Genomic DNA, 25,513 nt, shown 5'->3' on the forward strand with positions numbered 1-25,513 from the left:
ACACCACCGTGACCACCACCACCCCTGCTCTCGTCTCCTACGACGACGCCGTGCGCCGGTACGACCCGGTGATCGGCATCGAGGTGCACGTCGAGCTCGGCACCCGCACCAAGATGTTCTGCCCGGCCGAGCAGTCGTTCGGCGCGGAGCCGAACACGCAGACCACGCCGGTGTCGCTCGGCCTGCCCGGCGCGCTGCCCGTCGTCAACGGCACCGCCGTCGAGTACGCGATCCGCATCGGCCTGGCGCTCAACTGCCAGATCGCGGAGAGCTGCCGGTTCGCGCGGAAGAACTACTTCTACCCGGACGTGCCGAAGAACTTCCAGACGTCGCAGTACGACGAGCCGATCGCCTTCGAGGGCTGGCTCGACGTCGAGCTCGAGGACGGCACGGTGCACCGTGTCGAGATCGAGCGTGCGCACATGGAGGAGGACGCCGGCAAGAACACGCACGTGGGCGGCTCCGCCGGCCGCATCCACGGCGCCGAGTACTCGCTGGTCGACTACAACCGCGCTGGCGTGCCGCTGGTGGAGATCGTCACCAAGCCGATCACCGGTGCGGGGGAGCGGGCGCCCGAGGTGGCCCGCGCCTACGTGCAGGCCCTGCGCGACATCTTCCGCGTGCTCGACGTGTCCGAGGCGCGCATGGAGCGCGGCAACGTCCGCGCGGACGTCAACCTGTCGCTGCGCCCCACGCCCGAGTCGCCGCTCGGCACGCGCACGGAGACGAAGAACGTCAACTCGTTCCGCTCCGTCGAGCGTGCGGTGCGCTACGAGATCTCGCGCCAGGCCGCGCTCCTCGACGCGGGCGAGACCGTGATCCAGGAGACGCGCCACTTCCATGAGGAGGACGGCTCCACGTCGCCCGGCCGGGTGAAGTCGGACGCCGAGGACTACCGGTACTTCCCGGAGCCCGACCTCGTGCCCGTCGCGCCGTCGCGCGAGTGGGTCGAGGAGATCCGCGCCACGCTGCCGGAGCTGCCGCAGGCCCGGCGCCGCCGGCTGCACGACGAGTGGGGCTTCGCCGACGCCGAGATGCGCGACGTCGTCAACGCGGGCGCGCTCGACCTCATCGAGGCGACCGTCGCCGCCGGGGCCACCCCCGCGGCCGCGCGCAAGTGGTGGATGGGCGAGCTGGCCCGCCGGGCCAAGCAGGACGAGGTCGAGCTCGCGGACCTCGCGATCACGCCCGCCCAGATCGGCGAGCTCCAGAGGCTCGTCGACTCCGGGCGCATCAACGACAAGATCGCCCGCCAGGTGCTCGACGGCGTGCTCGCCGGCGAGGGCGACCCGGAGGCGGTCGTCGTGGCGCGCGGTCTCGAGGTCGTGTCCGACGACGGTCCGCTGCTGGAGGCCATCGACGCGGCCCTCGCGGCGCAGCCCGACATCGTGGAGAAGGTGCGCGGCGGCAACCAGGGCCCGGTCGGCGCCATCATCGGTGCGGTGATGAAGGCGACCAAGGGTCAGGCGGACGCCAAGCGCGTCCGGGAGCTGGTGCTGGAGAGGATCGGCTGATGCGGTCGCCCGTCCTGCACGGGGAGCTGGTGCGCCTGCGCCCGATCGAGGCGCGCGACGCGGACCGGCTCTGGGCCTCGCTGCGCGACCCGGACGGCGGCCGGCTGACGGGCATGGGCACGAACGCCGCGTCGTCGCGCGCCGAGGTGGACTCGTGGGCGGCGCGCGCGGCCGACCTGCCCGGCCGGTACGACTGGGCGATCACGTCCGCCGCCGTGCGGGACGGGGAGCTCGTCAGCGATGACCTGCTCGGCGAGATCTCCCTCGACCGGGTGGACCTCGAGCTGCGGTCGGCGAACCTGCGCCTGCGGATGATGCCGGACTACCGGGGCCGCGGGTACGGGCGTGAGGCGATCGGCGAGGTGCTGCGGTTCGCGTTCGACGACGGCTCCGGGCCGAGGCTGCACCGCGTGAGCCTCGCGGTGATCAGCGTCAACCCGCGGGCGCGTGCACTGTACGACTCGCTCGGCTTCCGCGAGGAGGGGCGCCTGCGCGACGCGTTCCGCGACGGGCAGGGCTGGGCCGACGCCGTCGTCATGAGCGTCCTCGAGGACGAGTTCCGCGCCGGGGCAGGCACGGCCTGAGCCCGCCGTCGGTCGGGCCTGACGGGACCCTCGTGATCTCCTCGGGCTCGACCGGCGAACAGCGGCGCTCAGAACGGCAGGGGGCCGTGATCGGTGGGCACGATGAGGAGCCCGACGACGCGCGACGCGTCGTCGAAGGCGACCCGCCCGAGGACCTCGCCCGCCTCGCACACGAGCGTGGTGGTACCGATGACGGTGCCGAGGACCTGTTCGCCGTCCGCCACGACGCTGCCGTCGGGCAGCTCTACCTGAGTGCCGCGGCAGCGGTCGAGCCCGCCGACCTCCGCGAGCACGGATCGCCACGCGGCGCCGACGACGTCGGGGGTGAGCTCCTCGGCGGTGCGCGGCTCCATCAGCCCCGCGAGCTCCTCGTGCTGCCCGGCCGCGACCAGCGCGAAGACCCGGTCGGTCAGCGCGACCACCTCGTCCGTGCCACGCCCGCGGATCTCCTCGCCGCTGCGCGGGTCGGTCGGCCGGCCGAACCGCTTGAACGCCGCCTGTCTGCTCATGCCCATCTCCGCTCCGATCTCGGCCCAGGTGTGTCCCTGGGCGCGCGCCTTCCGGACCGCCGCGTCGAGCTGCTGACGCGCCGTCTGCACCGCCTGGAGGGCGGCGCGGATCTCTCTCATGCCCGGTAGTCAACCTGTGGTTGACAAGGCATGTCAACCACAGGTTGACGCGCGTGGGTCAGGATGGTGGGCGCGTTGACATGCCGGCGCCGCAGGCCTAAGTTCGTATCGCAGAAGTAGGATTCCGAAACATGGAATACGCCGCCCGACGAGGAGTGACGATGACGCAGCCGCAGACCACCCGCTACTACACCCCGCAGGGCGGGCTGCCCGGGCAGGAAGAGCTGCTCACCGACCGCGCGATCGTCACCGAGGCGTACACGGTCATCCCGCGCGGCGTGCTGCGCGACATCGTCACCTCCAACCTGCCCGGCTGGGACAAGACCCGCCTGTGGGTGCTCGCGCGCCCCGTCGAGGGCTTCGCGACGACGTTCGCGCAGTACGTGGTCGAGGTCTCGCCGGGCGGCGGAGCCGACCGCGGCGAGATCGAGGACACCGTGCAGTCGGTCGTCTTCGTCACCGAGGGCACGCTGACCCTCACGGTCGGCGGGGAGGAGCACGTGCTCGAGCCCGGCGGGTACGCGTACCTCGCCGCGGGCGACCAGTGGTCGCTGCACAACCGCTCGGACGCCAAGGCCGCGTTCCAGTGGGTCCGCAAGGTCTACGAGCGGATCGACGGCCACGAGGCGAAGACCTTCGTCACCCGCGAGCAGGACATCGAGCCGCGCCCCATGCCGGACACCGACGGCGCGTGGGCCACGACCCGCTTCGTCGACCCCGACGACCTGGCGCACGACATGCACGTCAACATCGTGACGTTCCAGCCCGGCGGCTCCATCCCCTTCGCGGAGACGCACATCATGGAGCACGGCCTGTACGTGCTCGAGGGCAAGGCCGTCTACCGGCTCAACGGGGACTGGGTCGAGGTGCAGGAGGGCGACTTCATGTGGCTGCGCGCCTTCTGCCCCCAGGCCTGCTACGCCGGCGGCCCCAAGCCGTTCCGCTACCTGCTGTACAAGGACGTCAACCGGCAGGTCAGGCTCGACCGCCGCTGACCCCGGCACGGCCGGCCCCGTCGCCGTCGCGGGGCCGGCGGCGGGCGCGCTCGAAGTCGTCCAGCGCCACGCGGCGCTCGTGGGCGTGGTCGACCATCGGCGCCGGGTAGCCGCGCGGCGGAGGGTCCAGGCGCCACGGCTCGTGGACCGCGAGTCCGTCGAGGCCGCGCAGCTGGGGCACCCAGCGCCGGACGTAGTCGCCCTCGGGGTCGAACTTCTTGCCCTGGGTCACCGGGTTGAACACGCGGAAGTACGGCGCCGCGTCGTGCCCCGTGCCGGCGACCCACTGCCAGTTGAGCTGGTTCTGGGAGACGTCCCCGTCGACCAGGTGGGCCATGAAGTGGCTCGCGCCCCGCTGCCAGGGCACGTGCAGGTCCTTGACGAGGAACGACGCGACGATCATCCGGACGCGGTTGTGCATCCAGCCGGTCGCGAGGAGCTGACGCATGCCGGCGTCGACCAGGGGGTAGCCGGTGCGGCCGGCCGCCCAGGCCTGGAACGCGTCGTCCGCGGCCGCGCCGCCGGCCCAGGCGTCGTCCGGCACGACGGCGCGCAGCGACCGGCTGCGCCCCTCGGGGCGGTGGTGCAGCACGTCGGCGTGGAACTCCCGCCAGGCCAGCTCTGACCGGAAGGCCGCCACGTCCTGCGCGGGGGCGCCGTCCGCCTGGGCCGCCGCGAGGTCGGCCAGCAGGGTGCGCGGATGCACCTCGCCCCAGCGCAGGTGCACGGACATCGACGACGTCCCCTCGAGGTCGGGGCGGTCACGGCGGGCGCCGTACCCCGCGAGCCCGTCCCGGCAGAAGGCGTGCCAGCGCCGCCGCGCGGCGGCCTCGCCGGCGCGGGGCAGGCGGGCGTCCGTGGCGGGGGCCGCGGGCAGGTCGTCGGACGCCACCGTGGCCCACGGGATCTCGCGGGGCCGGCCGGCCGGTGCGCGCCAGCCGTGCTCGTACCAGGCCGCCCGGAACGGGGTGAACACCTGGTACGGCGTCCCGCCCCCGGTCAGCACCCGCCCGGGGGAGACGGCGTACGGCGACCCGGTGCGCACGAGGGGTGTCCCCGCCTCCGCGAGCAGCGCCTCCACCGCTTCGTCCCGCCGCCTGCCGAGCGGCTCGTGGCTCGCCGCGACGTGCACCTCCTCGGCCCCGACGGACCGCACGACGTCGGGGACGACCGCCCGGGGGTCGCCCCGCCGCAGGACGAGCCGGCCTCCGCACGCGTCGTCGAGCGCGGCCAGCGAGCGCACGAGGTACGCGAGCCGGTTGGTACCCGCCCGGCGCCACAGGTCGTCGTCCACCACGTAGAGCCCGACGAGCTCGCCGTCCCCGGCGCGCGCTCGGTCGACCGCCGCGAGCAGGGCCGGGTTGTCGCCGAGGCGGAGGTCGCGGCGGAACCACATCACGGTCGCTGGCACCGCACCACCGTAGGGTCCGGGCCGGGTGCAGGCCTCCCGTGGTGTCCCGCAGCAGTCGCCGTCGAGGCCCCGCGGTGTCAGAGTTTCCGGTATGACCGACCAGGCCGCGGCACCGGCACCGCACCCTGAGCACGAGGGGGACCGCGCGTTCTTCGGGCACCCGCGCGGCCTCATGACGCTGGCGGGGACAGAGCTGTGGGAGCGGTTCAGCTACTACGGCATGCGCGCCATCCTGCTGTACTACCTGACCGACACCGTGGCCAACGGCGGCCTCGGGATGGACGCGACCACCGGGGCCGCGTTCGTCTCGATCTACGGCACGTCGGTGTACCTGCTGTCGGTGGTCGGAGGCTGGCTCGCCGACCGGGTGATCGGGGCGCGGCGCTCCGTGCTGTACGGCGGGATCATCATCGCCGCCGGGCACGTGTCCCTCACCCTGCCCACGTACGGCTTCTCGATGCTGGGCATCGGCCTGGTCGCCTTCGGCACCGGCCTGCTCAAGCCGAACGTGTCGTCGATGGTGGGCGAGTTGTACTCGCGCGACGACGAGCGCCGCGACCCGGCGTTCTCGATCTTCTACATGGGGATCAACCTGGGGTCATTCTTCTCGCCGCTGATCGTCGGCCTCGTCGAGCAGACCTGGGGCTACCACGCGGGCTTCGCGGTGGCCGCGATCGGGATGGCGTTCGCCCTCGTCTTCTTCGTCGGCGGCTACCGGTACCTGGGCGACGCCGGGACGGACGTGCCGAACCCGATCACCCCGGAGGACCGGCCCGCCGTGGTGCGGCTCGGCCTCTACGTGGTCGGCGCGATCGCCGTCGCGGCCGCGCTGGCGGCGGTGGTCGCCGGTGGCTGGGCCGTCAGGACGTTCATCGACGCCGTGTCCTACCTGGCGCTCGTGACGCCGGTGGTGCTGCTCGTGGTGATGTACCGGTCCAAGCGCGTGACGGCGGCGGAGCGCCCGCGCGTCGTGGCGTACGTGCCGCTCTTCGTCGCCGCGATGCTGTTCTGGATGATCTTCGAGCAGGCGGCCACGACGCTGGCGGCCTTCGCCGCCGACCGGACGCAGCTGCAGCTCTTCGGCCTCGAGCTCTCGCCGGCGTTCTTCCAGTCGGTCAACCCGGCGTCGATCATCATCCTGGCGCCGGTGTTCGCCTGGATCTGGACGAAGACGGGGGACCGGCCGCCCACGGCGTACAAGTTCGTCATGGGGCTGACGCTCGCGGCGCTGTCGTTCCTGTTCCTCGCGGGCATGTCGGCCGTCTTCGAGGGCGAGCTCGCCCCGCCGTGGGTGCTCATCGGCGTCTACGTGATCCAGACGCTCGGCGAGCTGTGCCTGTCGCCGGTGGGGATCGCGGCGACGACGCTGCTGGCGCCGCGGGCGTTCCGCGGCCAGGCGATGGCGCTGTGGTTCCTGTCGTCGGCCGCCGGCCAGGCGATCACCGCGCAGACCATCGAGGCGACCGAGGGCGTCTCCGACACCGCGTACTTCGGCGGGATCGGCGTCGTGGCGCTCGTGTTCGCGGGCGTCCTCCTGCTGCTGGCCCCGTGGGTGACGCGGCACATCCGGCACGCCGACGAGATGGAGCGCACCCACAGCGCCGGCGCGTCCTGATCGCGCCGGCGCCGGGGTGCGCCGGGTTCTCCTCGGGGTGCCTCGCGCTCAGCGCAGCCAGGTCGCGCTGCCGGGCACCGGCGAGGCCGCCCAGGCGCGGCCGAGGCCCCAGGTGTCGCCGGCACGCGTGAGCGCGAGGGCGGCCAGGAGCGCCGTGAACACGAGGTGCTGGTCGACCAGCGGGTTCTGGGACCCCGCGGCGAAGGGCCACGTCGACAGCCACAGCGTCAGCATGAGCAGCCCGCCGGCCACGGCGGCGACGCGCAGGCCGATGCCGAGCAGCAGGGCGAGGCCCGTGCCGAGCATGCCGAGCATGAACAGCCAGTCGACGAGGGGGCCGCTCAGCGCGGCGAAGGCACCGGCGAGCGGGCTCTCGATCGAGCCCAGGTAGCCCGCGGTGGGCGAGCTGCCCGCCACCCAGGCCGCCTCGCCCGGCGTGGCGTAGCCGAGGCCGAAGGTCTTGTCGGCCACCGGCCAGAGGAAGACCACGGCCAGGAGGAGGCGACACAGTGCGAGGGCGCGGCGCGCGCCGGGCCGGGTGACGACGAGCGCGGCGTCCTCCCCGTCCCGGGCGTGGTCGGTGACGTTCGTGCCGGACGTGCTGCCTGCGGCGGTCGCGGTCATGAGTAGCTCCCTGATCGTGGTGCGCTGCGTGGTGCGTGCGATGTGGATGGGCGTGCGTCCGATTTGGACGGATTACTGAGGAACGGGGCCAACCTGCCCAGGTCGCGCGGCGCGTCGCAACCGGATCGTGACCTTCGGATCGTTTCAGCAGGCAAATGGACCACTGGGCGGACGGATGCCCGCGATACGGGACGGCGGGCGTAGCGTGCTCGTGCGCGTCGTCCGCGACGGCGCGGCAGAACTCGTCGAAGGAGCTGACATGAGCCGTCCCCTGCGCTCTCGGACGTCCACCCACGGCCGCAACATGGCCGGTGCCCGCGCGCTGTGGCGCGCCACCGGCATGGGTGCGGACGACTTCGGCAAGCCGATCGTCGCGATCGCCAACTCGTACACGCAGTTCGTACCGGGTCACGTGCACCTCAAGGACATGGGAGACCTCGTCGCCTCCGCGATCCAGGAGGCCGGCGGCGTGGCGAAGGAGTTCAACACCATCGCCGTGGACGACGGCATCGCCATGGGGCACGCCGGCATGCTCTACTCGCTGCCCAGCCGCGACCTCATCGCCGACTCGGTCGAGTACATGGTCAACGCGCACTGCGCCGACGCCCTCGTGTGCATCTCCAACTGCGACAAGATCACGCCGGGCATGCTCAACGCGGCGCTGCGGCTCAACATCCCCGTGATCTTCGTGTCCGGCGGGCCCATGGAGGCCGGCAAGGCGATCGTCGCGGACGGCGTCGCGAAGACGCCGCTCAACCTCATCAACGCGATCAACTACTCGGCCGACGACAACGTGTCCGACGCCGCCCTCGCGCAGGTCGAGGAGAACGCCTGCCCCACGTGCGGGTCGTGCTCCGGGATGTTCACCGCCAACTCGATGAACTGCCTTACCGAGGCGCTCGGGCTGTCGCTGCCGGGCAACGGCTCGACGCTGGCCACGCACTCCGCCCGCAAGGAGCTCTTCCTCGAGGCGGGGCGCACCATCGTCGACCTCGCGAAGCGCTACTACGAGGACGAGGACGACTCGGCCGCCCCGCGCTCGATCGCCACGAAGGCGGCGTTCTCGAACGCCATGGCGCTCGACGTCGCGATGGGCGGCTCGACCAACACGGTGCTGCACATCCTCGCCGCCGCCCAGGAGGGCGAGGTCGACTTCGACCTCACGGACATCGAGGCGATCAGCCGTCGCGTGCCCTGCCTGAGCAAGGTGGCGCCCAACCACCCGGACTTCCACATGGAGGACGTGCACCGCGCCGGCGGCATCCCCGCCCTGCTGGGCGAGCTGGACCGCGCGGGCCTGCTCGACCACGACGTCACCTCGGTGCACACGCCGACCCTGCGCGCCTGGCTCGACGACTGGGACATCCGCGGCGGCAAGGCCACCGAGCGCGCCACGGCGCTCTTCCACGCCGCTCCCGGCGGCGTGCGCACCACGCAGGCGTTCTCGACGTCGAACGTCTGGGACAGCCTCGACACGGACGCCGAGAACGGCTGCATCCGCGACCTCGAGCACGCGTACACCGTCGAGGGCGGCCTGGCCGTGCTGCGCGGCAACCTCGCCGAGGACGGCGCCGTCTTCAAGACCGCCGGTGTCGACCCCGACGTCTTCCACTTCGTGGGCAAGGCCCTCGTCTGCGAGTCGCAGGACGACGCCGTCGAGAAGATCCTCACCAAGCAGGTGCAGCCGGGCCACGTCGTGGTCGTGCGCTACGAGGGCCCGTCCGGCGGCCCGGGGATGCAGGAGATGCTCTACCCGACGTCGTTCATCAAGGGCCGCGGGCTCGGCAAGGTCTGCGCCCTCATCACCGACGGCCGGTTCTCCGGCGGGTCGAGCGGCATCTCCGTGGGACACGTGTCGCCCGAGGCGGCGGCCGGCGGCACGATCGGCCTGATCGAGGACGGCGACGAGATCGAGATCGACGTGGACACCCGGCTCATCCGCGTCAACGTCCCGGACGAGGTGCTCGCCGAGCGTCGCGCCAAGATGGAGGCGCGCGAGAACCCGTGGCAGCCGGTGAACCGCGACCGCTACGTCTCCCCGGCGCTCCAGGCGTACGCGGCGATGGCGACGTCGGCCGACCGTGGCGCCGTGCGCGACGTGTCGCTCATCGCGCGCCGCTGACCGCCCCCGCCGCACGCCCGCCCGGGCCCGACGCTGTCGGACCGGGGCGGGCGTCGGCGTGACATAGGCTCCCGGGCATGGTCGACCAGCCCGAGCCCGACGACGTGCCCGCCGGCCCGTCCAACGAGCGGGAGCTGGAGCCGGAGATCGTCACCGACCTGCGGGAGCGGATGACGTACGGCTCCTACCTGCACCTGGACACGCTCCTGGCCGCGCAGGAGCCGATCAGCTCCCCGGTGCACCACGACGAGATGCTGTTTATCGTGCAGCACCAGACCACGGAGCTCTGGCTCAAGCTGGTGCTGCACGAGCTCGTCTCCGCGCGAGACCTGCTCGCGGCCGACGAGCTCGGCGCGGCGCTCAAGCGGATCGCGCGCGTCAAGCACGTGCAGCGGACGCTCACCGAGCAGTGGTCGGTGCTCGCGACGCTCACGCCCAGCGAGTACGCGCAGTTCCGCGGCTTCCTCGGGAACGCCTCGGGGTTCCAGTCCTGGCAGTACCGCGCCGTCGAGTTCCTGCTCGGCAACAAGAACGCCCGCATGCTCGCGGTCTTCGACGCCGAGCCCGACGCGCGCGACGAGCTCGCGCGCCTGCTCGCCGAGCCCAGCGTGTACGACGAGTTCCTGCGCTACCTCGCCCGGCACGGCCACGACGTGCCCCGCCGGGTGCTCGACCGTGACGTCACCACCGCGCACACGCTCGACGACGACCTGGTCGAGGTGTTCCGCCGCATCTACGCGGACCCGGAGGCGGACTGGTCGGCGTACGAGACGTGCGAGGAGCTGGTCGACCTCGAGGACAACTTCCAGCTCTGGCGGTTCCGGCACATGAAGACCGTGCTGCGGATCATCGGCACGAAGCGCGGGACCGGCGGTTCCAGCGGCGTCGGGTTCCTGCAGCGCGCCCTCGACCTCACCTTCTTCCCCGAGCTGTTCGCCGTGCGCACCGAGCTCGGCGCGACCGCGGGCCCGGGCGCGCGGTCGTGACCGGCCCGCTGCGCGTGCCGCCGGGCGTCACCCCGGTCGTCCTGCCCTCCGACGTCCCGTCGCCGGTGCGGGCCCGGCTGGCGGAGGCCGGCACGTTGCTGCCCCCGTTCACCGACGCGCACGTGCACCTCGGCCTCGTGGACCCCGCACCGCTGCGCGCCCACGGCGTCGCCGCCGTGCACGACCTCGGCGGCGTCCCGGGGGACGTCGCGGCCCTGGCCGCCGACCCGCGCCTGCCGCGCGTCGCGTTCGCGGGCGCCTTCCTCACGGCACCCGGGGGATACCCGACGGACCGCGGCTGGGCGGCCCCGGGAGCGGTGGAGGAGGTGGAGGACCCGGCGTCCGCCGTCGCGGCGGTGGACCGGCAGGTCGCCGCGAGGGCGTCGTTCGTCAAGGTCGCGCTGCACGCCGAGGCCGGCCCGACGCCCGACGACGCCACCCTGGCCGCCGTCGTCGACCACGCGCACGGGCTCGGCCGCGCCGTCGTCGCCCACACCGAGGGCGCGGGGCAGGCGGCGCGGGCGTTCGAGGCGGGCGTCGACCGCCTCGCGCACGCCCCGTTCAGCGAGCGGCTGCCCGACGAGCTGCTCGTGGCGATGGCCGCCGGCGCGACGACGACGAGTCCGCCCGACCGACGGTCGATGACCTGGCTCAGCACGCTCGACATCCACGGCTGGGGCGACCCGACGCCCGCCCACGCGGTGGCGCTGGACAACGTGCGCCGCTTCGCCGCGGCCGGGGGCCGGGTCCGGTACGGCACCGACCTGGGCAACGGCCCGCTGCCGGTGGGACTGAACGCGCGCGAGCTGGCCGCGCTGGCGGAGGCGGGTCTCGGACGCCGCTCGCTGCTCGTGGCGCTGGTCGGCGACGCGCCTCCCGCCGGCCTCGTGTCGTTCGTGCCGGGCCCGGCGCCCGCGCCCTCGGACCCGGGCGCCGTCCACGCCGCCTGGCTCGCCCGCGCGACCGTCCTCGACGTCGCCGACCTGCGGGACCCGGACTTCGTCCCGCCCGCCGCCCGCCCGTCCGCCGACCTCGGAGGAGCCCCATGACCACGGAGACCACCGCCCGCGCCGCCGCCCGGCGCGACCGTGCCGCGGCGCTGGACGCCGCCGACCCGCTGGCCCGGTTCCGGTCGGCGTTCGTCGACTCGGACGAGGTGACCGCCTACCTCGACGGCAACTCGCTGGGCCGCCCCACGAAGGCGTCGGCCGAGCGGCTGGCCCGTTTCGCGACCGACGCCTGGGGCGCCCGGCTCATCCGCGGCTGGGACGAGGAGTGGTACGACCTGCCGCTGCGCCTCGGCGACCGGATCGGCGACGTCGCGCTGGGCGCGGCGGCCGGCCAGACGTTCGTCGGTGACTCCACGACCGTCATCCTCTACAAGCTGGTGCGGGCGGCCCTGTCCTCGCCGCGGGTGGCCGGCCGTGACGAGATCGTCCTCGACTCGGGCAACTTCCCGACCGACCGCTTCGTGCTGGAGGGCGTCGCGCGCGAGCACGGGGCCACGCTGCGGTGGATCGCACCCGACCACGACGGCGGGGTCACGCCCGAGCAGGTGTCCGCGGTCCTGTCCGACCGGACCGCGCTCGTCGTGCTGAGCCACGTCGCGTACCGCTCCGGGTACGTGAGCGACGCCGCCGAGATCACGCGGCGCGCGCACGGCGCCGGCGCGCTGGTGCTGTGGGACCTGTGCCACTCCGCGGGTGCGGTGCCGGTCGTGCTGGACGCCTGGGGCGCGGACCTCGCCGCGGGCTGCACCTACAAGTACCTGAACGGCGGGCCGGGCTCGCCGGCGTTCGGGTACGTGCGGGCGGACCTCCAGGACGAGCTGGTCCAGCCGATCCAGGGGTGGATGGGCAGCGACCGGCCGTTCGAGATGGGCCCGGCCTACGCGCCGCACGCCGGGGTGCGGCGGTTCCTGTCCGGCACGCCGGCGATCGTCGGGATGCTGGCCATGCAGGACATGCTCGACCTCGTCGCCGAGGCCGGCCTGGACGCGGTGCGCGCGAAGTCCGTGGCGCTCACCCGGTTTGCGCTGGAGCTCGTCGACGACCTGCTCGTGCCGCTCGGCGTCCGCGTGGCCTCGCCGCGCGACGACGAGCGCCGGGGGAGCCACGTCACGGTCGACCACGACGCGTTCGCCGACGCCCTGCCGCTGCTGTGGCGGCGCGGCGTGATCCCCGACTTCCGCCGCCCGAACGGCCTGCGGCTCGGCCTCTCGCCGCTGTCGACGTCGTTCGACGAGGTGCGCGTCGGCGTCGAGGCGGTGCGGGACGCGCTCGTCGAGCTCGGCGGTGCCCCGGGCGAGCACGGCGGCCCGCCGCAAGACTGAGGGCGCGGCGCCTGACGGGCTCCGCCTGGACCTCGGCGGAGGGGGCCGCGCGTGCACGATGTCGTCGCCCGCACGCCGCGGCAGCCCCGCCTCGCCTGGGGCCTGCTCGCCACGTGGGCCTGCCTGTTCGCCGTCCAGACGGTCCGCCTGCTCGACGCCGTGGACTGGCCGACGATCCTCCTCGGCGTCGCGGCCGCACTCGGGATGGTGGCCGCGATCGCGCAGCTCGTCGCGTCCAGGAGCGGTCAGCTCGTCCTGACCGACGACGAGCTCCGGGTGGAACGGCGTCGACGCCCCCTGACGATCCCTCGCGGCGCGGTCCGCGCCGTGCGCGGCAACCTCCGCGACCGGCCCACCTGGTCCGCCCGGGTCGTCGTCGAGCACGCCGGCGGAGAGGTCACCCTGCCGCGGTACGACCTCGCGCCCGCGCTCGTGATCGCCTGTCTGCAGGAGTGGGCGGGCGTGGGGGAGCGCCCGGAGGCGGCGGCCGGCTGAGAGAGCCGCCCGCCGCGACCCGGGGCGACGCCGCTCCTACAGTGAGTCCATGAGCGCCGACGCCGCAGCCACCCCGGACCTCAAGCCCCGCTCCCGGCAGGTCACCGACGGCCTGGAGGCGACGGCCGCGCGCGGCATGCTGCGCGCCGTCGGGCTCGGGGACGACGACTTCGCGAAACCGCAGATCGGCGTCGCGAGCTCGTGGAACGAGATCACGCCGTGCAACCTGTCGCTGGACCGCCTGTCGCAGGCGGTGAAGCACGGCGTGCACGCGGGCGGCGGGTACCCGCTCGAGTTCGGCACGATCTCCGTCTCCGACGGGATCTCGATGGGCCACGAGGGGATGCACTTCTCGCTGGTGTCCCGCGACGTCATCGCCGACTCGGTGGAGACGGTGATGCAGGCCGAGCGGCTCGACGGTTCGGTGCTGCTGGCCGGCTGCGACAAGTCGCTGCCGGGCATGCTCATGGCGGCCGCGCGGCTCGACCTCGCGAGCGTGTTCCTCTACGCGGGCTCGATCATGCCCGGCTGGGTGAAGCTCTCCGACGGCACGGAGAAGGACGTGACGATCATCGACGCGTTCGAGGCCGTCGGGGCGTGCGCCCGCGGGCTGATGAGCGAGGAGGACGTCGGCCGGATCGAGCGGGCGATCTGCCCGGGCGAGGGTGCGTGCGGCGGCATGTACACGGCGAACACGATGGCGTCGGCCGCCGAGGCCCTCGGCATGTCGCTGCCCGGGTCGGCCGCGCCGCCGTCCGCCGACCGGCGCCGCGACGCGTTCGCGCAGGCCTCCGGGGAAGCGGTCGTCGAGCTGCTGCGCCGCGGCATCACCGCCCGGCAGATCCTCACGAAGGAGGCCTTCGAGAACGCGATCGCCGTCGTGATGGCGTTCGGCGGGTCCACCAACGCGGTGCTGCACCTGCTCGCCATCGCGCACGAGGCCGAGGTGGAGCTCACCCTGGACGACTTCTCGCGCGTCGCGGACCGCGTGCCGCACCTGGGCGACCTCAAGCCGTTCGGCCGGTACGTCATGAACGACGTCGACCGCATCGGCGGCGTGCCCGTCGTGATGAAGGCGCTGCTCGACGCCGGCCTGCTGCACGGCGACTGCCTCACCGTCACGGGCCGCACCGTCGCCGAGAACCTCGCGGACATCGCCCCGCCCGACCCGGACGGCAAGATCCTGCGCGCGCTGGACCGGCCCATCCATCCGACGGGCGGCATCACGATCCTGCACGGGTCGCTCGCCCCCGAGGGCGCCGTGGTGAAGTCGGCCGGCTTCGACTCCGACGTCTTCGAGGGCACCGCCCGCGTCTTCGAGCGCGAGCGCGGCGCCCTGGACGCGCTGGAGGACGGCACCATCACCGCGGGCGACGTCGTCGTCATCCGCTACGAGGGCCCCAAGGGCGGTCCCGGGATGCGGGAGATGCTCGCCATCACCGGCGCGATCAAGGGCGCGGGGCTGGGCAAGGACGTGCTGCTCATCACCGACGGGCGCTTCTCCGGCGGCACCACCGGCCTGTGCGTCGGGCACATCGCGCCCGAGGCCGTCGACGCCGGGCCCATCGCGTTCGTGCGCGACGGCGACCGCATCCGACTCGACGTCGCGCACAAGACGCTCGAGCTGCTCGTCGACGACGCCGAGCTCACCGCCCGCCGCGACGGCTGGGCGCCGCTCTCGCACGGGTACACCCGCGGCGTCCTCGCGAAGTACACCAAGCTGGTGCAGTCCGCGTCGCGCGGCGCCGTCCTGGGGTGAGTGCCCGGGGCCGACCGCCGGCCGACGGCGCGCGAACCGTGCGCGGGCGCGCCATGCTGGGCCCATGAGCGACTCGATCACCCCGCGACAGTTCGCCCAGGCCGACGGTGTCGCCGACTGGCAGGCGGACGACGGCTCCGCGTGGGCCGTCTTCCGCTCCGGGTCCTTCGCGGCCGGCGCACGGTTCGTGGACGCGATCGCGGAGATCGCCGACGCGGTGAACCACCACCCCGACGTGGACCTGCGCTACGCCACCGTCCTGGTCCGCACGTCGTCCCACGACGCCGGGGGCCTGACCACGCGCGACGTGGACCTGGCCCGGCGGATCAGCGACGCCGCGGCCGAGCTGGAGCTCCCGGTCGAGACGTCCCGCCGCCGGGCGGGCAGCGGGGCATGACCGACGAGCTCTCCGCGGCACGGTTCGAGGCCGCCGCGGGCACCGGCGACTGGCGCGCCCTCGGCACCGGCGCGAGCGCCCTGTTCCGCACCGGGTCGCCGGGGGAGGGCGCCGTCCTGCTCGAGCGCGTCGCCGTGCTCGCGGACGCGGCGAACCACCACCCCGACGTGGACCTGCGGCCCGACGGCGTCGTCGTGCGGCTCTGGTCGCACGACGTCGACGGGTTGAGCGAGCGCGACGTCGCCCTGGCGCGGGAGATCTCCGCCGCCGCGGCAGACCTCGGGCTCGCCGCCGACCCCAGGGCCGTGCAGGAGGTGGAGCTGACGATCGACGCCGCCGACCGCGAGCGGGTGATGCCGTTCTGGGGCGCGGTCCTCGGGCACACGCGCTCCGGCGAGGACCTGCGCGACCCGCACGGGCGGTGGCCGGGCATCTGGTTCCAGGCGATGGACGAGCCGCGACCGCAGCGCAACCGGCTCCACCTCGACGTCTTCGTGCCGCACGACGTGCGGCAGGGGCGCGTCGACGCGGCGCTCGCGGCCGGCGGGCGGGTCACGACCGAGGAGTTCGTGCCGCAGTGGTGGACGCTCGCGGACGCCGAGGGGAACGAGGCCGACGTCATCGCCTGGGAGGGGTTCGAGGAGGACCTGCCCGACGGCCTGCTCACGCCGGAGGAGTTCCGGGCGGCGGGCGGCGTCGAGGACTGGCGGGTGCTCCAGGGCGCCAGCGCGTACTACGCGACGGGCGGCTTCGACGCGGGGGTCGAGCTGGTCGCCCGGGTGGCCCGCGCGGCCCAGGAGGCGGGCGTGCCGCTGTTCGCCGACCTGCGCTTCTCGGGCGTCACCCTGCGGGTCGGGCCGCCGGAGGACGGGTGGATCGGGCCCGCGCGCCTCGGGGTGGCGCAGCGGGCGCAGGCCGCGGCTCGCGAGCTCGGGCTGCGCGCCGAGCCCGCCGTCCTGCGCGACGTGCAGCTCACGCTCGACGCGCTCGACGTCGATGCCGTGCGACGGTTCTGGGCTGCGGCGCTCGGGTACGTCGAGCGGGGCACGACGGACCTGTACGACCCGCTGCTGCGCGGGCCGTCGGTGTTCCTGCAGCCGATGGCCGAGCCGCGCGAGCAGCGCAACCGCGTGCACGTGGACGTCATGGTCCCCGCCGACGTCGCGGACGCGCGGGTGGCGGCCGCCGTCGCCGCCGGCGGCACGGTGGTGCGCGAGGCGGAGGCGCCGTTCTGGCGCACCGTCGCCGACCCGGAGGGCAACGAGGTGGACATCGCCGTGATCCCGGGGCGCGCCGAGGCCTGGGGCGGGTGAACTGCCGGGTGACGGTCAATCGCAGGTAGAAGGGACCTTTCGCCGGCGTCAAGGCTGCTCTATCCTCCCTGGCAGCGCCGTCGTCCGACGGGCGCGACCGCAAGGGCCGCGCCGCGGCCACGAGGAGGTGGCGGTGGCCGTGCTGGACGGTGGCCGGGGTGCCGGGGAGCTCGCGATCGAGACCCGGGGGCTCCGCAAGACGTACCGCAGCGTGCGAGGCAGGTCGGTCGGGGTGGAGGGGCTCGACCTCCAGGTGCCGGTCGGCGGCGTGCACGGGTTCCTCGGGCCCAACGGGTCCGGGAAGACGACGACGATCCGGATGCTCCTGGGCCTGGTCCGGCCCGACCGCGGCACCGCCACGATCTTCGGGCACGAGGTGCCGAAGCGGCTGCCCGAGGTGGTGGGCCGCGTGGGCGCCATCGTCGAGAGCCCCAAGTTCTTCCCCGCGTTCAGCGCCCGCCGCAACCTGCGCCTCCTCGCCGACGCGATCGGCGCCCCCGCGGGTCGCGTGGACGCCGTCATCGACGAGGTCGGTCTCACCGGACGGGCGAAGGACCGGTACAAGGGCTACTCGCTCGGGATGAAGCAGCGGCTGGCCATCGCGGCGACGCTGCTCAAGGACCCCGACCTGCTCATCTTCGACGAGCCGACCAACGGCCTCGACCCCGCGGGGATCCGCGAGATCCGGCAGACGATGCGCGGGCTCGCCGACCAGGGCAAGACGGTGCTGGTCTCCAGCCACATCCTGGCCGAGGTGGAGCAGATCGCGGACACGGTGTCGATCGTGGCCCGCGGGCGCCTCGTCGCCGCCGGGCGGGTGGCCGACCTCATCGGCGCCGGCTCCGCGACGGGCTCGGTCCGGCTGCGGGTCGCGCCGACGGACCTCACCATCGCCACCAGCGTGCTCGAGACCGGCGGGCTGCTCGTGCGCCGCGAGCACGACGCGCTCGTCGTCGACGGTGCCGCCGACCCCGCCGCCGTGAACCGCGCCCTCGGCGAGCGCGGCGTGTGGGTGCGCGAGCTCACGCCGCTCCAGGCCGACCTCGAGTCGGTCTTCCTCGGCCTCACGGCGCACGAGACCCCGGGCGGCCACACCCACAAGAGCGGCCGGACCCGGCGCGGTGGGCCGCCGCCGGAGCCCGCGCACGCCGCCGCGCCGGCACCGTCCACGGAGGGGGAGGCATGAGCCGGCTGCTGCGGGTGGAGCTGCGCCGGCTGTGGGCGCGGCAGATCACCCGATGGGCGTGCGTCGGGATCCTGGCGCTGGTCGTCCTGAGCGGAGCGGCGACGTACCTGTCGGCGCCTCCGCCGAGCGACCAGGAGGTCGCGGACGCGCAGGAGAGGTTCGCCGCCGACCAGGAGGTCTGGGAGAAGGAGGGGGAGCAGCAGGTCGCCGCGTGCGAGGCCGACGCCGAGGCCCAGGGGTCCACGCCCGCGGACTGGGGCTGCGACCAGCTGGCACCGCGCCTGGACTGGTACCTGCCGCCCACGCAGACCTTCGTCCCCGACGCCGCCCAGCAGGCGATGATGTTCGGGGACGAGGCTCCCTCCACCGGCGACGACGCCACGGCGGCCGCCGTGGAGGAGATCCGCGCGTCGGTGTGGAACGGCTGGTCCGGGCTGGCGTCGGTCGACGACCTGGCGGTGCTGCTGCTCCTCGTCGCGCTGGTGGTCGGGGTGAGCTTCGTGACCGCCGAGATCAACAGCGGGTCGCTGGGCATGTGGCTGACGTTCGAGCCGCGCCGGCAGCGCGTGTACTGGTCGAAGGTGGTGGCCGCCGCCGTCGGCACGGTCCCGCTGGTGCTCGTCGGGTTCGCGCTGCTGGTCGGCGCGTCGTACGCCGTGTACGCCTCGTTCGGCACGCTCGGGGACCTCACCGGCGCCGTCTGGCTGGAGGTCGCCGCGTTCACCGGGCGCCTCCTCGCCGCCGGGGTGGTGCTCGCCGCCTTGGGCGTGGCGCTCGGCACCCTGCTCAAGCACGCGGCGGCCGCCGTCGTCCTGGTCGGCGTCGTCGCGTGGGCGTGCCTGGCCTTCGCCTTCACGATCGGTGAGGCGCAGCGCTGGTTGCCGACGACGGCGCTCTCGGCCTGGCTGCAGGGCGGGCTGGTGTTCACGACCGAGCGCTGCACCCCGAACGCCGACGGTGTCTTCGAGTGCGTCCCCGTGGACCACGTCGTGACCACCGCGCAGGGCGGGCTGACCCTGGCGGCGCTCGCCGCCCTCGTCACCCTGCTCGCGGTGCTGGTGTTCCGGCGCCGCGACGTGAGCTGACCGGCCCGCTCCCACCGCAGGTCGTGAGCCCGGTGCCCCGCATGCCGTCCGCATGATGGGACACCGGGCTCACGACGTGACATCGGCCTGTGGCGGGCGTAACGTTCGATCCGTGCAGACGATCCTCGTAGTACTTCTTCCCGGGCGCGCCGACTAGGCCCACGCACCAGGCTTCGTCAGCGCGCTCACCCCTCGTCAGTCCCGTCATCCCGGGACCGGGGGGTTTTTCATTGCAGCGACACCCCTCGCCAGACCCTTCGCCCGCAAGACCGACCGGCAGGAGAGACCGATGGTCCAGCCGAACCCGACCCCCGCCCAGGTGGCCGCCCGCACCGCGTCACGCAGTGCCGACGGCGCCTCCGGCCGAACCGTGTCCGGTGAGGAGGTCACCGGCGCCGAGTCGATCGTCCGCTCGCTCGAGTCGGTCGGCGTCGAGAACGTCTTCGGCATCCCGGGCGGCGCGATCCTCCCGCTCTACGACCCGCTCATGGACTCCAAGCAGATCCGCCACGTCCTCGTGCGGCACGAGCAGGGCGGCGGGCACGCGGCCCAGGGCTACGCCCACGCGACCGGCAGGGTCGGCGTGACGATGGCGACCTCCGGCCCGGGGGCGACGAACCTCGTCACCCCGCTGGCCGACGCGCACATGGACTCCGTGCCGCTGGTCGCGATCACCGGGCAGGTGGCGCAGTCGCTCATCGGGACCGACGGGTTCCAGGAGGCGGACATCGTCGGCATCACGATGCCGATCACCAAGCACTCCTACCTGGTCACCGACCCGGCGGAGATCCCGCGCACCATCGCCGAGGCGTTCCACATCGCGTCGACGGGGCGGCCCGGCCCGGTGCTGGTCGACATCGCCAAGTCCGCGATGACCGCCTCGACCACGTTCTCCTGGCCGCAGGAGATGTCGCTGCCCGGCTACCACCCGGTGACGAAGCCGCACGCCAAGCAGATCCGCGAGGCCGCGAAGCTGCTCGCGACCGCCCGCCGCCCCGTGCTGTACGTGGGTGGCGGCGTCATTCGCTCCGGGGCCTCGGCGGCGCTGCGCCGCCTGGTCGACACCTCGGGCGCCGCCGTCGTCACGACGCTCACCGCACGCGGCGCCGTGCCCGACAGCCACCCGCAGCACCTCGGCATGCCCGGCATGCACGGCACCGTGCCCGCCGTGGCCGCGCTGCAGAAGGCCGACCTGGTGGTCGCCCTCGGCGCCCGCTTCGACGACCGCGTCACGGGCCGCCTGTCGAGCTTCGCCCCGACCGCCGCCATCGTGCACGCCGACATCGACCCCGCGGAGATCGGCAAGAACCGTCCCGTGGACGTGCCGATCGTGGGCGACCTGCGCGAGGTCATCGCGGACCTCGTGCCGGCCCTCGAGGCGGAGCACGCCAAGGTGGGCAAGCCGGACCTGGCCTCCTGGTGGCACCAGCTCGACACCTGGCGGGAGACCTACCCGCTGGGCTACACGCCCACCGCCGACGGTCACCTCTCGCCGCAGCACGTGATCTCCCGCCTGGGCGAGCTGGCCGGCCCCGACGCGATCTACGCCGCGGGCGTGGGGCAGCACCAGATGTGGGCGGCGCAGTTCATCCGCTACGAGCACCCGCGCACCTGGCTGAACTCCGCGGGCCTCGGCACCATGGGCTTCGCGGTCCCGGCCGCGATGGGCGCCAAGGTGGGCGAGCCCGACCGCGAGGTGTGGGCCATCGACGGCGACGGCTGCTTCCAGATGACCAACCAGGAGCTCGCCACCTGCGCGATCAACGACATCCCCATCAAGGTGGCGCTGATCAACAACAGCTCGCTCGGCATGGTGCGGCAGTGGCAGACGCTCTTCTACGACGAGCGCTACTCCAACACCGACCTGCACACCGGGCACGGCACGCGGCGGATCCCGGACTTCGTGAAGCTGGCGGACGCCTACGGCTGCGAGGGCATCCGCGTGGAGCGCGAGGACGAGGTCGACGCCGCCATCAAGCGGGCGCAGCAGATCGACGACCGCCCCGTCGTCATCGACTTCCAGGTCTCGCGCGACGCCATGGTGTGGCCGATGGTCGCCGCCGGCGTCTCCAACGACGACATCCAGTACGCGCGCGGCATCTCGCCCGCGTGGGACCGCGAAGACTGACCGGCCGACGAGCAGAGACGGAGCCACCCATGTCGCGTCACACCCTGTCCGTGCTGGTCGAGAACAAGCCGGGTGTCCTCACCCGGGTCAGCGCGCTGTTCGCCCGACGGGCGTTCAACATCCACTCCCTGGCCGTGGGACCCACGGAGCACGAGGAGATCTCGCGCATCACCGTCGTGGTCGACGTCGAGGAGCACCCGCTCGAGCACGTGACGAAGCAGCTCAACAAGCTCGTCAACGTCATCAAGATCGTCGAGCTCGACCCCGAGTCGTCCGTGCAACGCGAGCTCCTGCTCGTCAAGGTGCGGGCCGACGCGGCCACGCGGGCGGGCGTGCTGGAGGTCGTCGACCTCTTCCGCGCCCACGTCGTGGACGTCGTCCCCGACACCGTCGTCATCGAGGCGACCGGGACGGCCGCCAAGCTGTCCGCGCTGCTCAGCGCGCTCGAGCCGTACGGCGTCCGCGAGATCGTGAAGTCCGGCACGCTCGCCGTGGGCCGCGGCTCGCGGTCCATCACCGACCGAGCGCTGGAGCGCGTGCGCACGGCCTGACGCCGTTCGCGTACCGTCACCCCTGCCGGTGACCACCAACCGACCAGCAGTACCGAATCGAAGTATCGAGACCGAGGAGCATCACCGTGGCTGAGCTGTTCTACGACGACGACGCCGACCTGTCCATCATCCAGCAGCGCAAGGTCGCGGTCATCGGCTACGGCAGCCAGGGCCACGCGCACGCGCTGAACCTGCGCGACTCGGGCGCCGACGTCCGCGTCGGCCTGCGCGAGGGCTCGGCGTCCGCCAAGAAGGCCGAGGACGAGGGCCTGCGCGTGCTCACCGTCGCCGACGCGGTCAAGGAGGCCGACGTCGTCGTCATCCTCGCGCCGGACCAGGTGCAGCGGCACGTGTACCGCGACGAGATCGCCCCGAACCTCAACGAGGGTGCGGCGCTCGTCTTCGGGCACGGCTTCAACATCCGCTTCGGCTACATCAAGCCCGAGGCCGGCCACGACGTGCTCATGGTCGCCCCCAAGGGCCCGGGCCACCTCGTGCGCCGCGAGTACGTCGACGGCCGCGGCGTGCCCGTGATCGTCGCCGTCGAGCAGGACGCGTCGGGCTCCGCCTGGGAGCTGGCCCTGTCCTACGCGAAGGGCATCGGCGGCCTGCGTGCCGGCGGCATCAAGACGACCTTCACCGAGGAGACCGAGACCGACCTGTTCGGCGAGCAGGCCGTGCTGTGCGGCGGCGCCTCGCAGCTGGTCCAGTACGGCTTCGAGACGCTGACCGAGGCGGGCTACCAGCCCGAGGTCGCGTACTTCGAGGTGCTGCACGAGCTGAAGCTGATCGTCGACCTCATGGTCGAGGGCGGCATCGCCAAGCAGCGCTGGTCGGTCTCCGACACGGCCGAGTACGGCGACTACGTCTCCGGCCCGCGCGTCATCGACCCGCACGTCAAGGAGAACATGAAGGCCGTCCTCGCGGACATCCAGAACGGCGCCTTCGCCGAGCGCTTCATCGCCGACCAGGACGCCGGCGCCCCCGAGTTCACCGCCCTGCGCGAGAAGGGCGAGGCGCACCCGATCGAGACCACCGGCCGCGAGCTGCGGAAGATGTTCTCGTGGATCAAGCCCGCTGACTCCGACTACACGGAGGGCAGCGCCGCTCGCTGACCCACACCGTCAGCAGCGACGCGCGCGGCCGTCGTCCCCCACCCGGGGACGGCGGCCGCACGTGCGTCCGGACCCCGCGCCGCGGCTCAGTCGCCCGGCCCGGACGGGAGCACACGCCGGAGCCTGGCCTTCTTCCGGTTCTCCCGCGCCACCCACGCCAGGTCCGGGTCGGTCGACGCCTCGAGCGCCGCGAACTCCGGCAGGCCCCGTACCGGGTCGGCCGCGACGGCGACGCTCCAGCAGTAGCCGAGGGCCTGGCGCAGCGTCCGCACGTCCGGGTCGCGCCGGGCACCGGCCGGCAGCGCCTCGATCGTCCCGCTGGCCGCGCGGCACGCGTCGAGCGCGGCCGACGCCGTCCGAGGGTCCCGCAGCAGCCGGGGCTCGCAGACGCCCGCGACGGCCGCCCGGCGGACCAGCGGGTGCGGGTCGGCCACCCAGGCGGCGACGAGCGTGCGCAGCGCCCGCGGGTCGTGGTCGCCGACCCGCTGGAGCGCCATCGCGACCGCCTCGCGCACGCGCCACGACCGGTCCGTGGCCCGCGCGTGCAGGGTCGCCAGGGTGTCGGCCGGGGCGCCGTCGGCGTCGACGAGCAGCCGTCCGAGCGCGGCCGTGGCGCAGGAACGCAGGTACTCGTCGGCGTCGTCGACCAGCGTCCGCACGAGGCCGGGGGGCGCGACGTCCCCGAAGGCGTCGAGCAGCTCGAGGTTCGCGCGGGGGCCGGGGAGCCCGGAGCGGGCGTCGAGGTAGCCGGGCACCCGGTCCGGCGCGAGCGCGCGCAGCTCGGCGCGGTAGCGTGCGCCCTTCGTCTCGGTCACGGCAGCCCCTCGTGGGTGGGTCGGACGTGCCGGGCTAGTCGCGGAAGAGCACCTTGAAGCGCTCGCACACCACCGGCATGGACGGGTCGAACTCGCGCCCGATCTGCGACAGCGTGCGCCGCCAGTACCGCTCGTGGCCCTCGCGCCAGTGCTCGAGCGAGCGGTCGCCCTCGCCCTCGGCGGCCGCGTGCTCGGCCGTGACGGCGTCGAACGGCACCGTCTCGACCTTCGTCGTCCGGATGAGCAGGCGCGGCGTGCCGGCGCCGTCCAGCACGATCGACAGGTCGCCCTTGCGCGGCAGGGGCTCGTCGGCGGCCTCGTACTCCCACAGGGCGGCGGCCGTGCCGGTCTTCACCCCGTCGAGGACGAGGCCCAGCAGCTCGTCGGCCAGCTCGGGGGAGTCGCCGAACGACCACGCCGGCGGCGGCACCACGTTCTCCGAGCGCTCGCCCACGGCGCCGCCGTGGCTGGTGCGTCCCGCGCTCGGGCGGGCCACGTCCCAGAACCGCGTGATGTGGTCGGCCTGCGCGGCGTCGTCCAGGCCGGGGGGCACGTCGTCGGTCATGGCCGTCATCCTGCCAGGTGACGGTCGTGCGGGCGCGCCGCCGACCGGCTGTCCGGGGAATGAGATCTCTGTCCGCATCATGACCCCACGGGCTTAGGCTCGGCCCATGACGCGGAGCATCGACCTGGCAGTGGTGGCCGGCGACGGCATCGGCACGGAAGTCGTGGAGCAGGGCCTCGCGGTCCTCGAGGCGGCCGTGGCCGGTTCGGACGTGAAGGTCTCCACGACCGAGTTCGACCTGGGGGCGCGCCGCTGGCACGCCACGGGGGAGACGCTCACCGACGCCGACCTCGAGGCCATCAAGGGTCACGACGCGATCCTGCTGGGCGCCATCGGCGACCCCAGCGTGCCGTCGGGCGTGCTCGAGCGCGGCCTGCTGCTCAAGCTCCGCTTCTCGCTCGACCACTACGTGAACCTGCGCCCCGGCAAGCTGTACCCCGGCGTGACCAGCCCGCTGGCGAACCCCGGGGACGTCGACTTCGTCGTCGTGCGCGAGGGCACCGAGGGCCCGTACGTGGGCAACGGCGGCGCGCTGCGCGTCGGCACCCCGCACGAGATCGCGACCGAGGTCTCCGTCAACACCGCGTTCGGTGTGGAGCGCGTGGTGCGCGACGCCTTCGCCCGCGCCCAGGCCCGCCCGCGCAAGCACCTCACCCTGGTGCACAAGCACAACGTCCTCGTGCACGCCGGCCACCTGTGGCGGCGCACCGTCGAGGCCGTCAACGCCGAGTTCCCCGACGTCACCACGGACTACCTGCACGTGGACGCCGCCACGATCTTCCTCACGACCAACCCCTCGCGGTTCGACGTGATCGTCACCGACAACCTGTTCGGCGACATCCTCACGGACCAGGCCGCCGCCATCACGGGCGGCATCGGCCTCGCCGCGTCGGCGAACATCAACCCCGATCGCACCGCGCCGTCGATGTTCGAGCCGGTGCACGGCTCCGCGCCGGACATCGCGGGCCAGGGCAAGGCCGACCCGACCGCCACCGTGCTGTCGGTGTCCCTCCTGCTCGACCACCTCGGCCTCACCGAGGAGGCAGCGCGCGTGGAGGCCGCCGTCGCGGCGGACCTCGTCGAGCGCGGCGACCGAGTACGCACGACGGCCGAGGTCGGGCGCGACCTCGCCGCACGCGTCAACGGCTGACGGCGGCCCGCCGCCCTCACCGGACGGCGCGGCGCCACCCGCGCCGCGCCGTCGGACGTGTCGTCCGAGCCACCGCCCGCCCTGGCCGTCTCTCCCTGTCGATCACCCGACGTCTCTCTCCGTCCGGGTGGCCGCTGTGGTC

General features: G+C 73.6%; 23 protein-coding genes. 18 read left to right on the plus strand and 5 right to left on the minus strand.

Annotated elements, in window-relative coordinates; translation table 11 throughout:
* The first annotated feature begins 8 nt into the window (after positions 1 to 8).
* Together gatB and ACH436_RS00090 are read left to right on the plus strand one after the other, a co-directional pair.
* Positions 9 to 1,514 carry an Asp-tRNA(Asn)/Glu-tRNA(Gln) amidotransferase subunit GatB gene (gene gatB / locus ACH436_RS00085; protein WP_430558149.1) on the plus strand — a complete coding sequence of 502 codons (1,506 nt, stop codon included), beginning with the start codon at positions 9 to 11 and terminating at the stop codon, positions 1,512 to 1,514.
* The gene (locus tag ACH436_RS00090) at positions 1,514 to 2,098 is read left to right on the plus strand and encodes a GNAT family N-acetyltransferase (RefSeq protein ID WP_430558150.1); all 585 of its coding nucleotides are present in this window, start codon (positions 1,514 to 1,516) and stop codon (positions 2,096 to 2,098) included. Before gatB ends, ACH436_RS00090 begins: the two co-directional genes overlap by 1 nt.
* A 68-nt stretch (positions 2,099 to 2,166) precedes the next feature.
* On the opposite strand, the gene ACH436_RS00095 is transcribed toward ACH436_RS00090, so the two are convergent.
* Entirely contained in the window at positions 2,167 to 2,727 is a 561-nt protein-coding gene (locus tag ACH436_RS00095) for a hypothetical protein (RefSeq protein WP_430558151.1), read from the minus strand.
* A gap of 161 nt (positions 2,728 to 2,888) precedes the next feature.
* On the opposite strand from ACH436_RS00095, the gene ACH436_RS00100 reads away from it, so the two are divergent.
* On the plus strand, positions 2,889 to 3,722 hold the full coding sequence (locus tag ACH436_RS00100) for a bifunctional allantoicase/(S)-ureidoglycine aminohydrolase (RefSeq protein ID WP_430558152.1): 834 nt from the start codon (positions 2,889 to 2,891) through the stop codon (positions 3,720 to 3,722).
* Here the strand turns inward: ACH436_RS00100 and ACH436_RS00105 are convergent.
* Positions 3,703 to 5,118: a cryptochrome/photolyase family protein gene (locus ACH436_RS00105; protein ID WP_430559122.1), complete on the minus strand. Its 1,416-nt coding sequence runs from the start codon at positions 5,116 to 5,118 to the stop codon at positions 3,703 to 3,705. The two genes, ACH436_RS00100 and ACH436_RS00105, sit on opposite strands and share 20 nt — an antisense overlap.
* A 106-nt stretch (positions 5,119 to 5,224) precedes the next feature.
* On the opposite strand from ACH436_RS00105, the gene ACH436_RS00110 reads away from it, so the two are divergent.
* On the plus strand, positions 5,225 to 6,748 hold the full coding sequence (locus tag ACH436_RS00110) for a peptide MFS transporter (protein ID WP_430558153.1): 1,524 nt from the start codon (positions 5,225 to 5,227) through the stop codon (positions 6,746 to 6,748).
* 48 nt (positions 6,749 to 6,796) lie between these two features.
* Here ACH436_RS00110 and ACH436_RS00115 read toward each other — a convergent pair whose 3' ends face one another.
* A complete protein-coding gene (locus ACH436_RS00115; protein ID WP_430558154.1) occupies positions 6,797 to 7,372 on the minus strand; it encodes a DoxX family protein in 576 nt (191 codons plus the stop codon).
* A 259-nt stretch (positions 7,373 to 7,631) separates the two neighbouring features.
* Between ACH436_RS00115 and ilvD (ACH436_RS00120) the strand changes: the two genes are divergently transcribed.
* The 13 genes from ilvD (ACH436_RS00120) to ilvC all read left to right on the plus strand — a co-directional run bounded on the left by ilvD (ACH436_RS00120) (position 7,632) and on the right by ilvC (position 22,841).
* A complete protein-coding gene (gene ilvD / locus ACH436_RS00120; RefSeq protein ID WP_430558155.1) occupies positions 7,632 to 9,494 on the plus strand; it encodes a dihydroxy-acid dehydratase in 1,863 nt (620 codons plus the stop codon).
* A gap of 77 nt (positions 9,495 to 9,571) precedes the next feature.
* On the plus strand, positions 9,572 to 10,480 hold the full coding sequence (locus ACH436_RS00125; protein ID WP_430558156.1) for a tryptophan 2,3-dioxygenase: 909 nt from the start codon (positions 9,572 to 9,574) through the stop codon (positions 10,478 to 10,480).
* The gene (locus ACH436_RS00130) at positions 10,477 to 11,529 is read left to right on the plus strand and encodes an amidohydrolase (RefSeq protein ID WP_430558157.1); all 1,053 of its coding nucleotides are present in this window, start codon (positions 10,477 to 10,479) and stop codon (positions 11,527 to 11,529) included. Before ACH436_RS00125 ends, ACH436_RS00130 begins: the two co-directional genes overlap by 4 nt.
* On the plus strand, positions 11,526 to 12,812 hold the full coding sequence (locus ACH436_RS00135) for a kynureninase (RefSeq protein WP_430558158.1): 1,287 nt from the start codon (positions 11,526 to 11,528) through the stop codon (positions 12,810 to 12,812). The genes ACH436_RS00130 and ACH436_RS00135 overlap by 4 nt, the downstream gene beginning before the upstream one ends.
* A gap of 51 nt (positions 12,813 to 12,863) precedes the next feature.
* On the plus strand, positions 12,864 to 13,307 hold the full coding sequence (locus ACH436_RS00140; protein WP_430558159.1) for a hypothetical protein: 444 nt from the start codon (positions 12,864 to 12,866) through the stop codon (positions 13,305 to 13,307).
* 49 nt (positions 13,308 to 13,356) lie between these two features.
* On the plus strand, positions 13,357 to 15,066 hold the full coding sequence (ilvD, locus tag ACH436_RS00145) for a dihydroxy-acid dehydratase (protein ID WP_430558160.1): 1,710 nt from the start codon (positions 13,357 to 13,359) through the stop codon (positions 15,064 to 15,066).
* Between the two features lie 64 nt (positions 15,067 to 15,130).
* Positions 15,131 to 15,463, plus strand: a complete 333-nt coding sequence (locus ACH436_RS00150) for a 4a-hydroxytetrahydrobiopterin dehydratase (protein ID WP_430558161.1) — start codon at positions 15,131 to 15,133, stop codon at positions 15,461 to 15,463.
* Positions 15,460 to 16,776 carry a VOC family protein gene (locus ACH436_RS00155; protein WP_430558162.1) on the plus strand — a complete coding sequence of 439 codons (1,317 nt, stop codon included), beginning with the start codon at positions 15,460 to 15,462 and terminating at the stop codon, positions 16,774 to 16,776. The genes ACH436_RS00150 and ACH436_RS00155 overlap by 4 nt, the downstream gene beginning before the upstream one ends.
* A gap of 133 nt (positions 16,777 to 16,909) precedes the next feature.
* The gene (locus ACH436_RS00160) at positions 16,910 to 17,962 is read left to right on the plus strand and encodes an ABC transporter ATP-binding protein (protein ID WP_430558163.1); all 1,053 of its coding nucleotides are present in this window, start codon (positions 16,910 to 16,912) and stop codon (positions 17,960 to 17,962) included.
* Positions 17,959 to 19,047, plus strand: coding sequence for an ABC transporter permease subunit (locus tag ACH436_RS00165; protein WP_430558164.1), 1,089 nt, complete (start codon positions 17,959 to 17,961; stop codon positions 19,045 to 19,047). The genes ACH436_RS00160 and ACH436_RS00165 overlap by 4 nt, the downstream gene beginning before the upstream one ends.
* Positions 19,048 to 19,336: 289 nt before the next feature.
* A complete protein-coding gene (locus ACH436_RS00170; RefSeq protein WP_430558165.1) occupies positions 19,337 to 21,175 on the plus strand; it encodes an acetolactate synthase large subunit in 1,839 nt (612 codons plus the stop codon).
* A gap of 29 nt (positions 21,176 to 21,204) precedes the next feature.
* Positions 21,205 to 21,726, plus strand: coding sequence for an acetolactate synthase small subunit (gene ilvN, locus ACH436_RS00175; RefSeq protein WP_430558166.1), 522 nt, complete (start codon positions 21,205 to 21,207; stop codon positions 21,724 to 21,726).
* An 86-nt stretch (positions 21,727 to 21,812) separates the two neighbouring features.
* On the plus strand, positions 21,813 to 22,841 hold the full coding sequence (ilvC, locus tag ACH436_RS00180) for a ketol-acid reductoisomerase (protein ID WP_430558167.1): 1,029 nt from the start codon (positions 21,813 to 21,815) through the stop codon (positions 22,839 to 22,841).
* Between the two features lie 86 nt (positions 22,842 to 22,927).
* Here the strand turns inward: ilvC and ACH436_RS00185 are convergent, their stop codons facing one another.
* Both ACH436_RS00185 and ACH436_RS00190 read right to left on the minus strand, forming a co-directional pair.
* A complete protein-coding gene (locus tag ACH436_RS00185) occupies positions 22,928 to 23,656 on the minus strand; it encodes a HEAT repeat domain-containing protein (RefSeq protein ID WP_430558168.1) in 729 nt (242 codons plus the stop codon).
* Positions 23,657 to 23,690: 34 nt separating this feature from the next.
* A complete protein-coding gene (locus ACH436_RS00190; RefSeq protein ID WP_430558169.1) occupies positions 23,691 to 24,221 on the minus strand; it encodes an ASCH domain-containing protein in 531 nt (176 codons plus the stop codon).
* 106 nt (positions 24,222 to 24,327) lie between these two features.
* Here ACH436_RS00190 and ACH436_RS00195 point away from each other — a divergent pair, with 106 nt between their 5' ends.
* Positions 24,328 to 25,371 (plus strand): 3-isopropylmalate dehydrogenase, encoded by a 1,044-nt coding sequence (locus ACH436_RS00195; protein ID WP_430558170.1) that lies wholly within the window; start codon positions 24,328 to 24,330, stop codon positions 25,369 to 25,371.
* Positions 25,372 to 25,513: the final 142 nt, after the last annotated feature.

The organism is Isoptericola sp. NPDC019693, assembly GCF_044389085.1.
Classification (GTDB): domain Bacteria; phylum Actinomycetota; class Actinomycetes; order Actinomycetales; family Cellulomonadaceae; genus Isoptericola.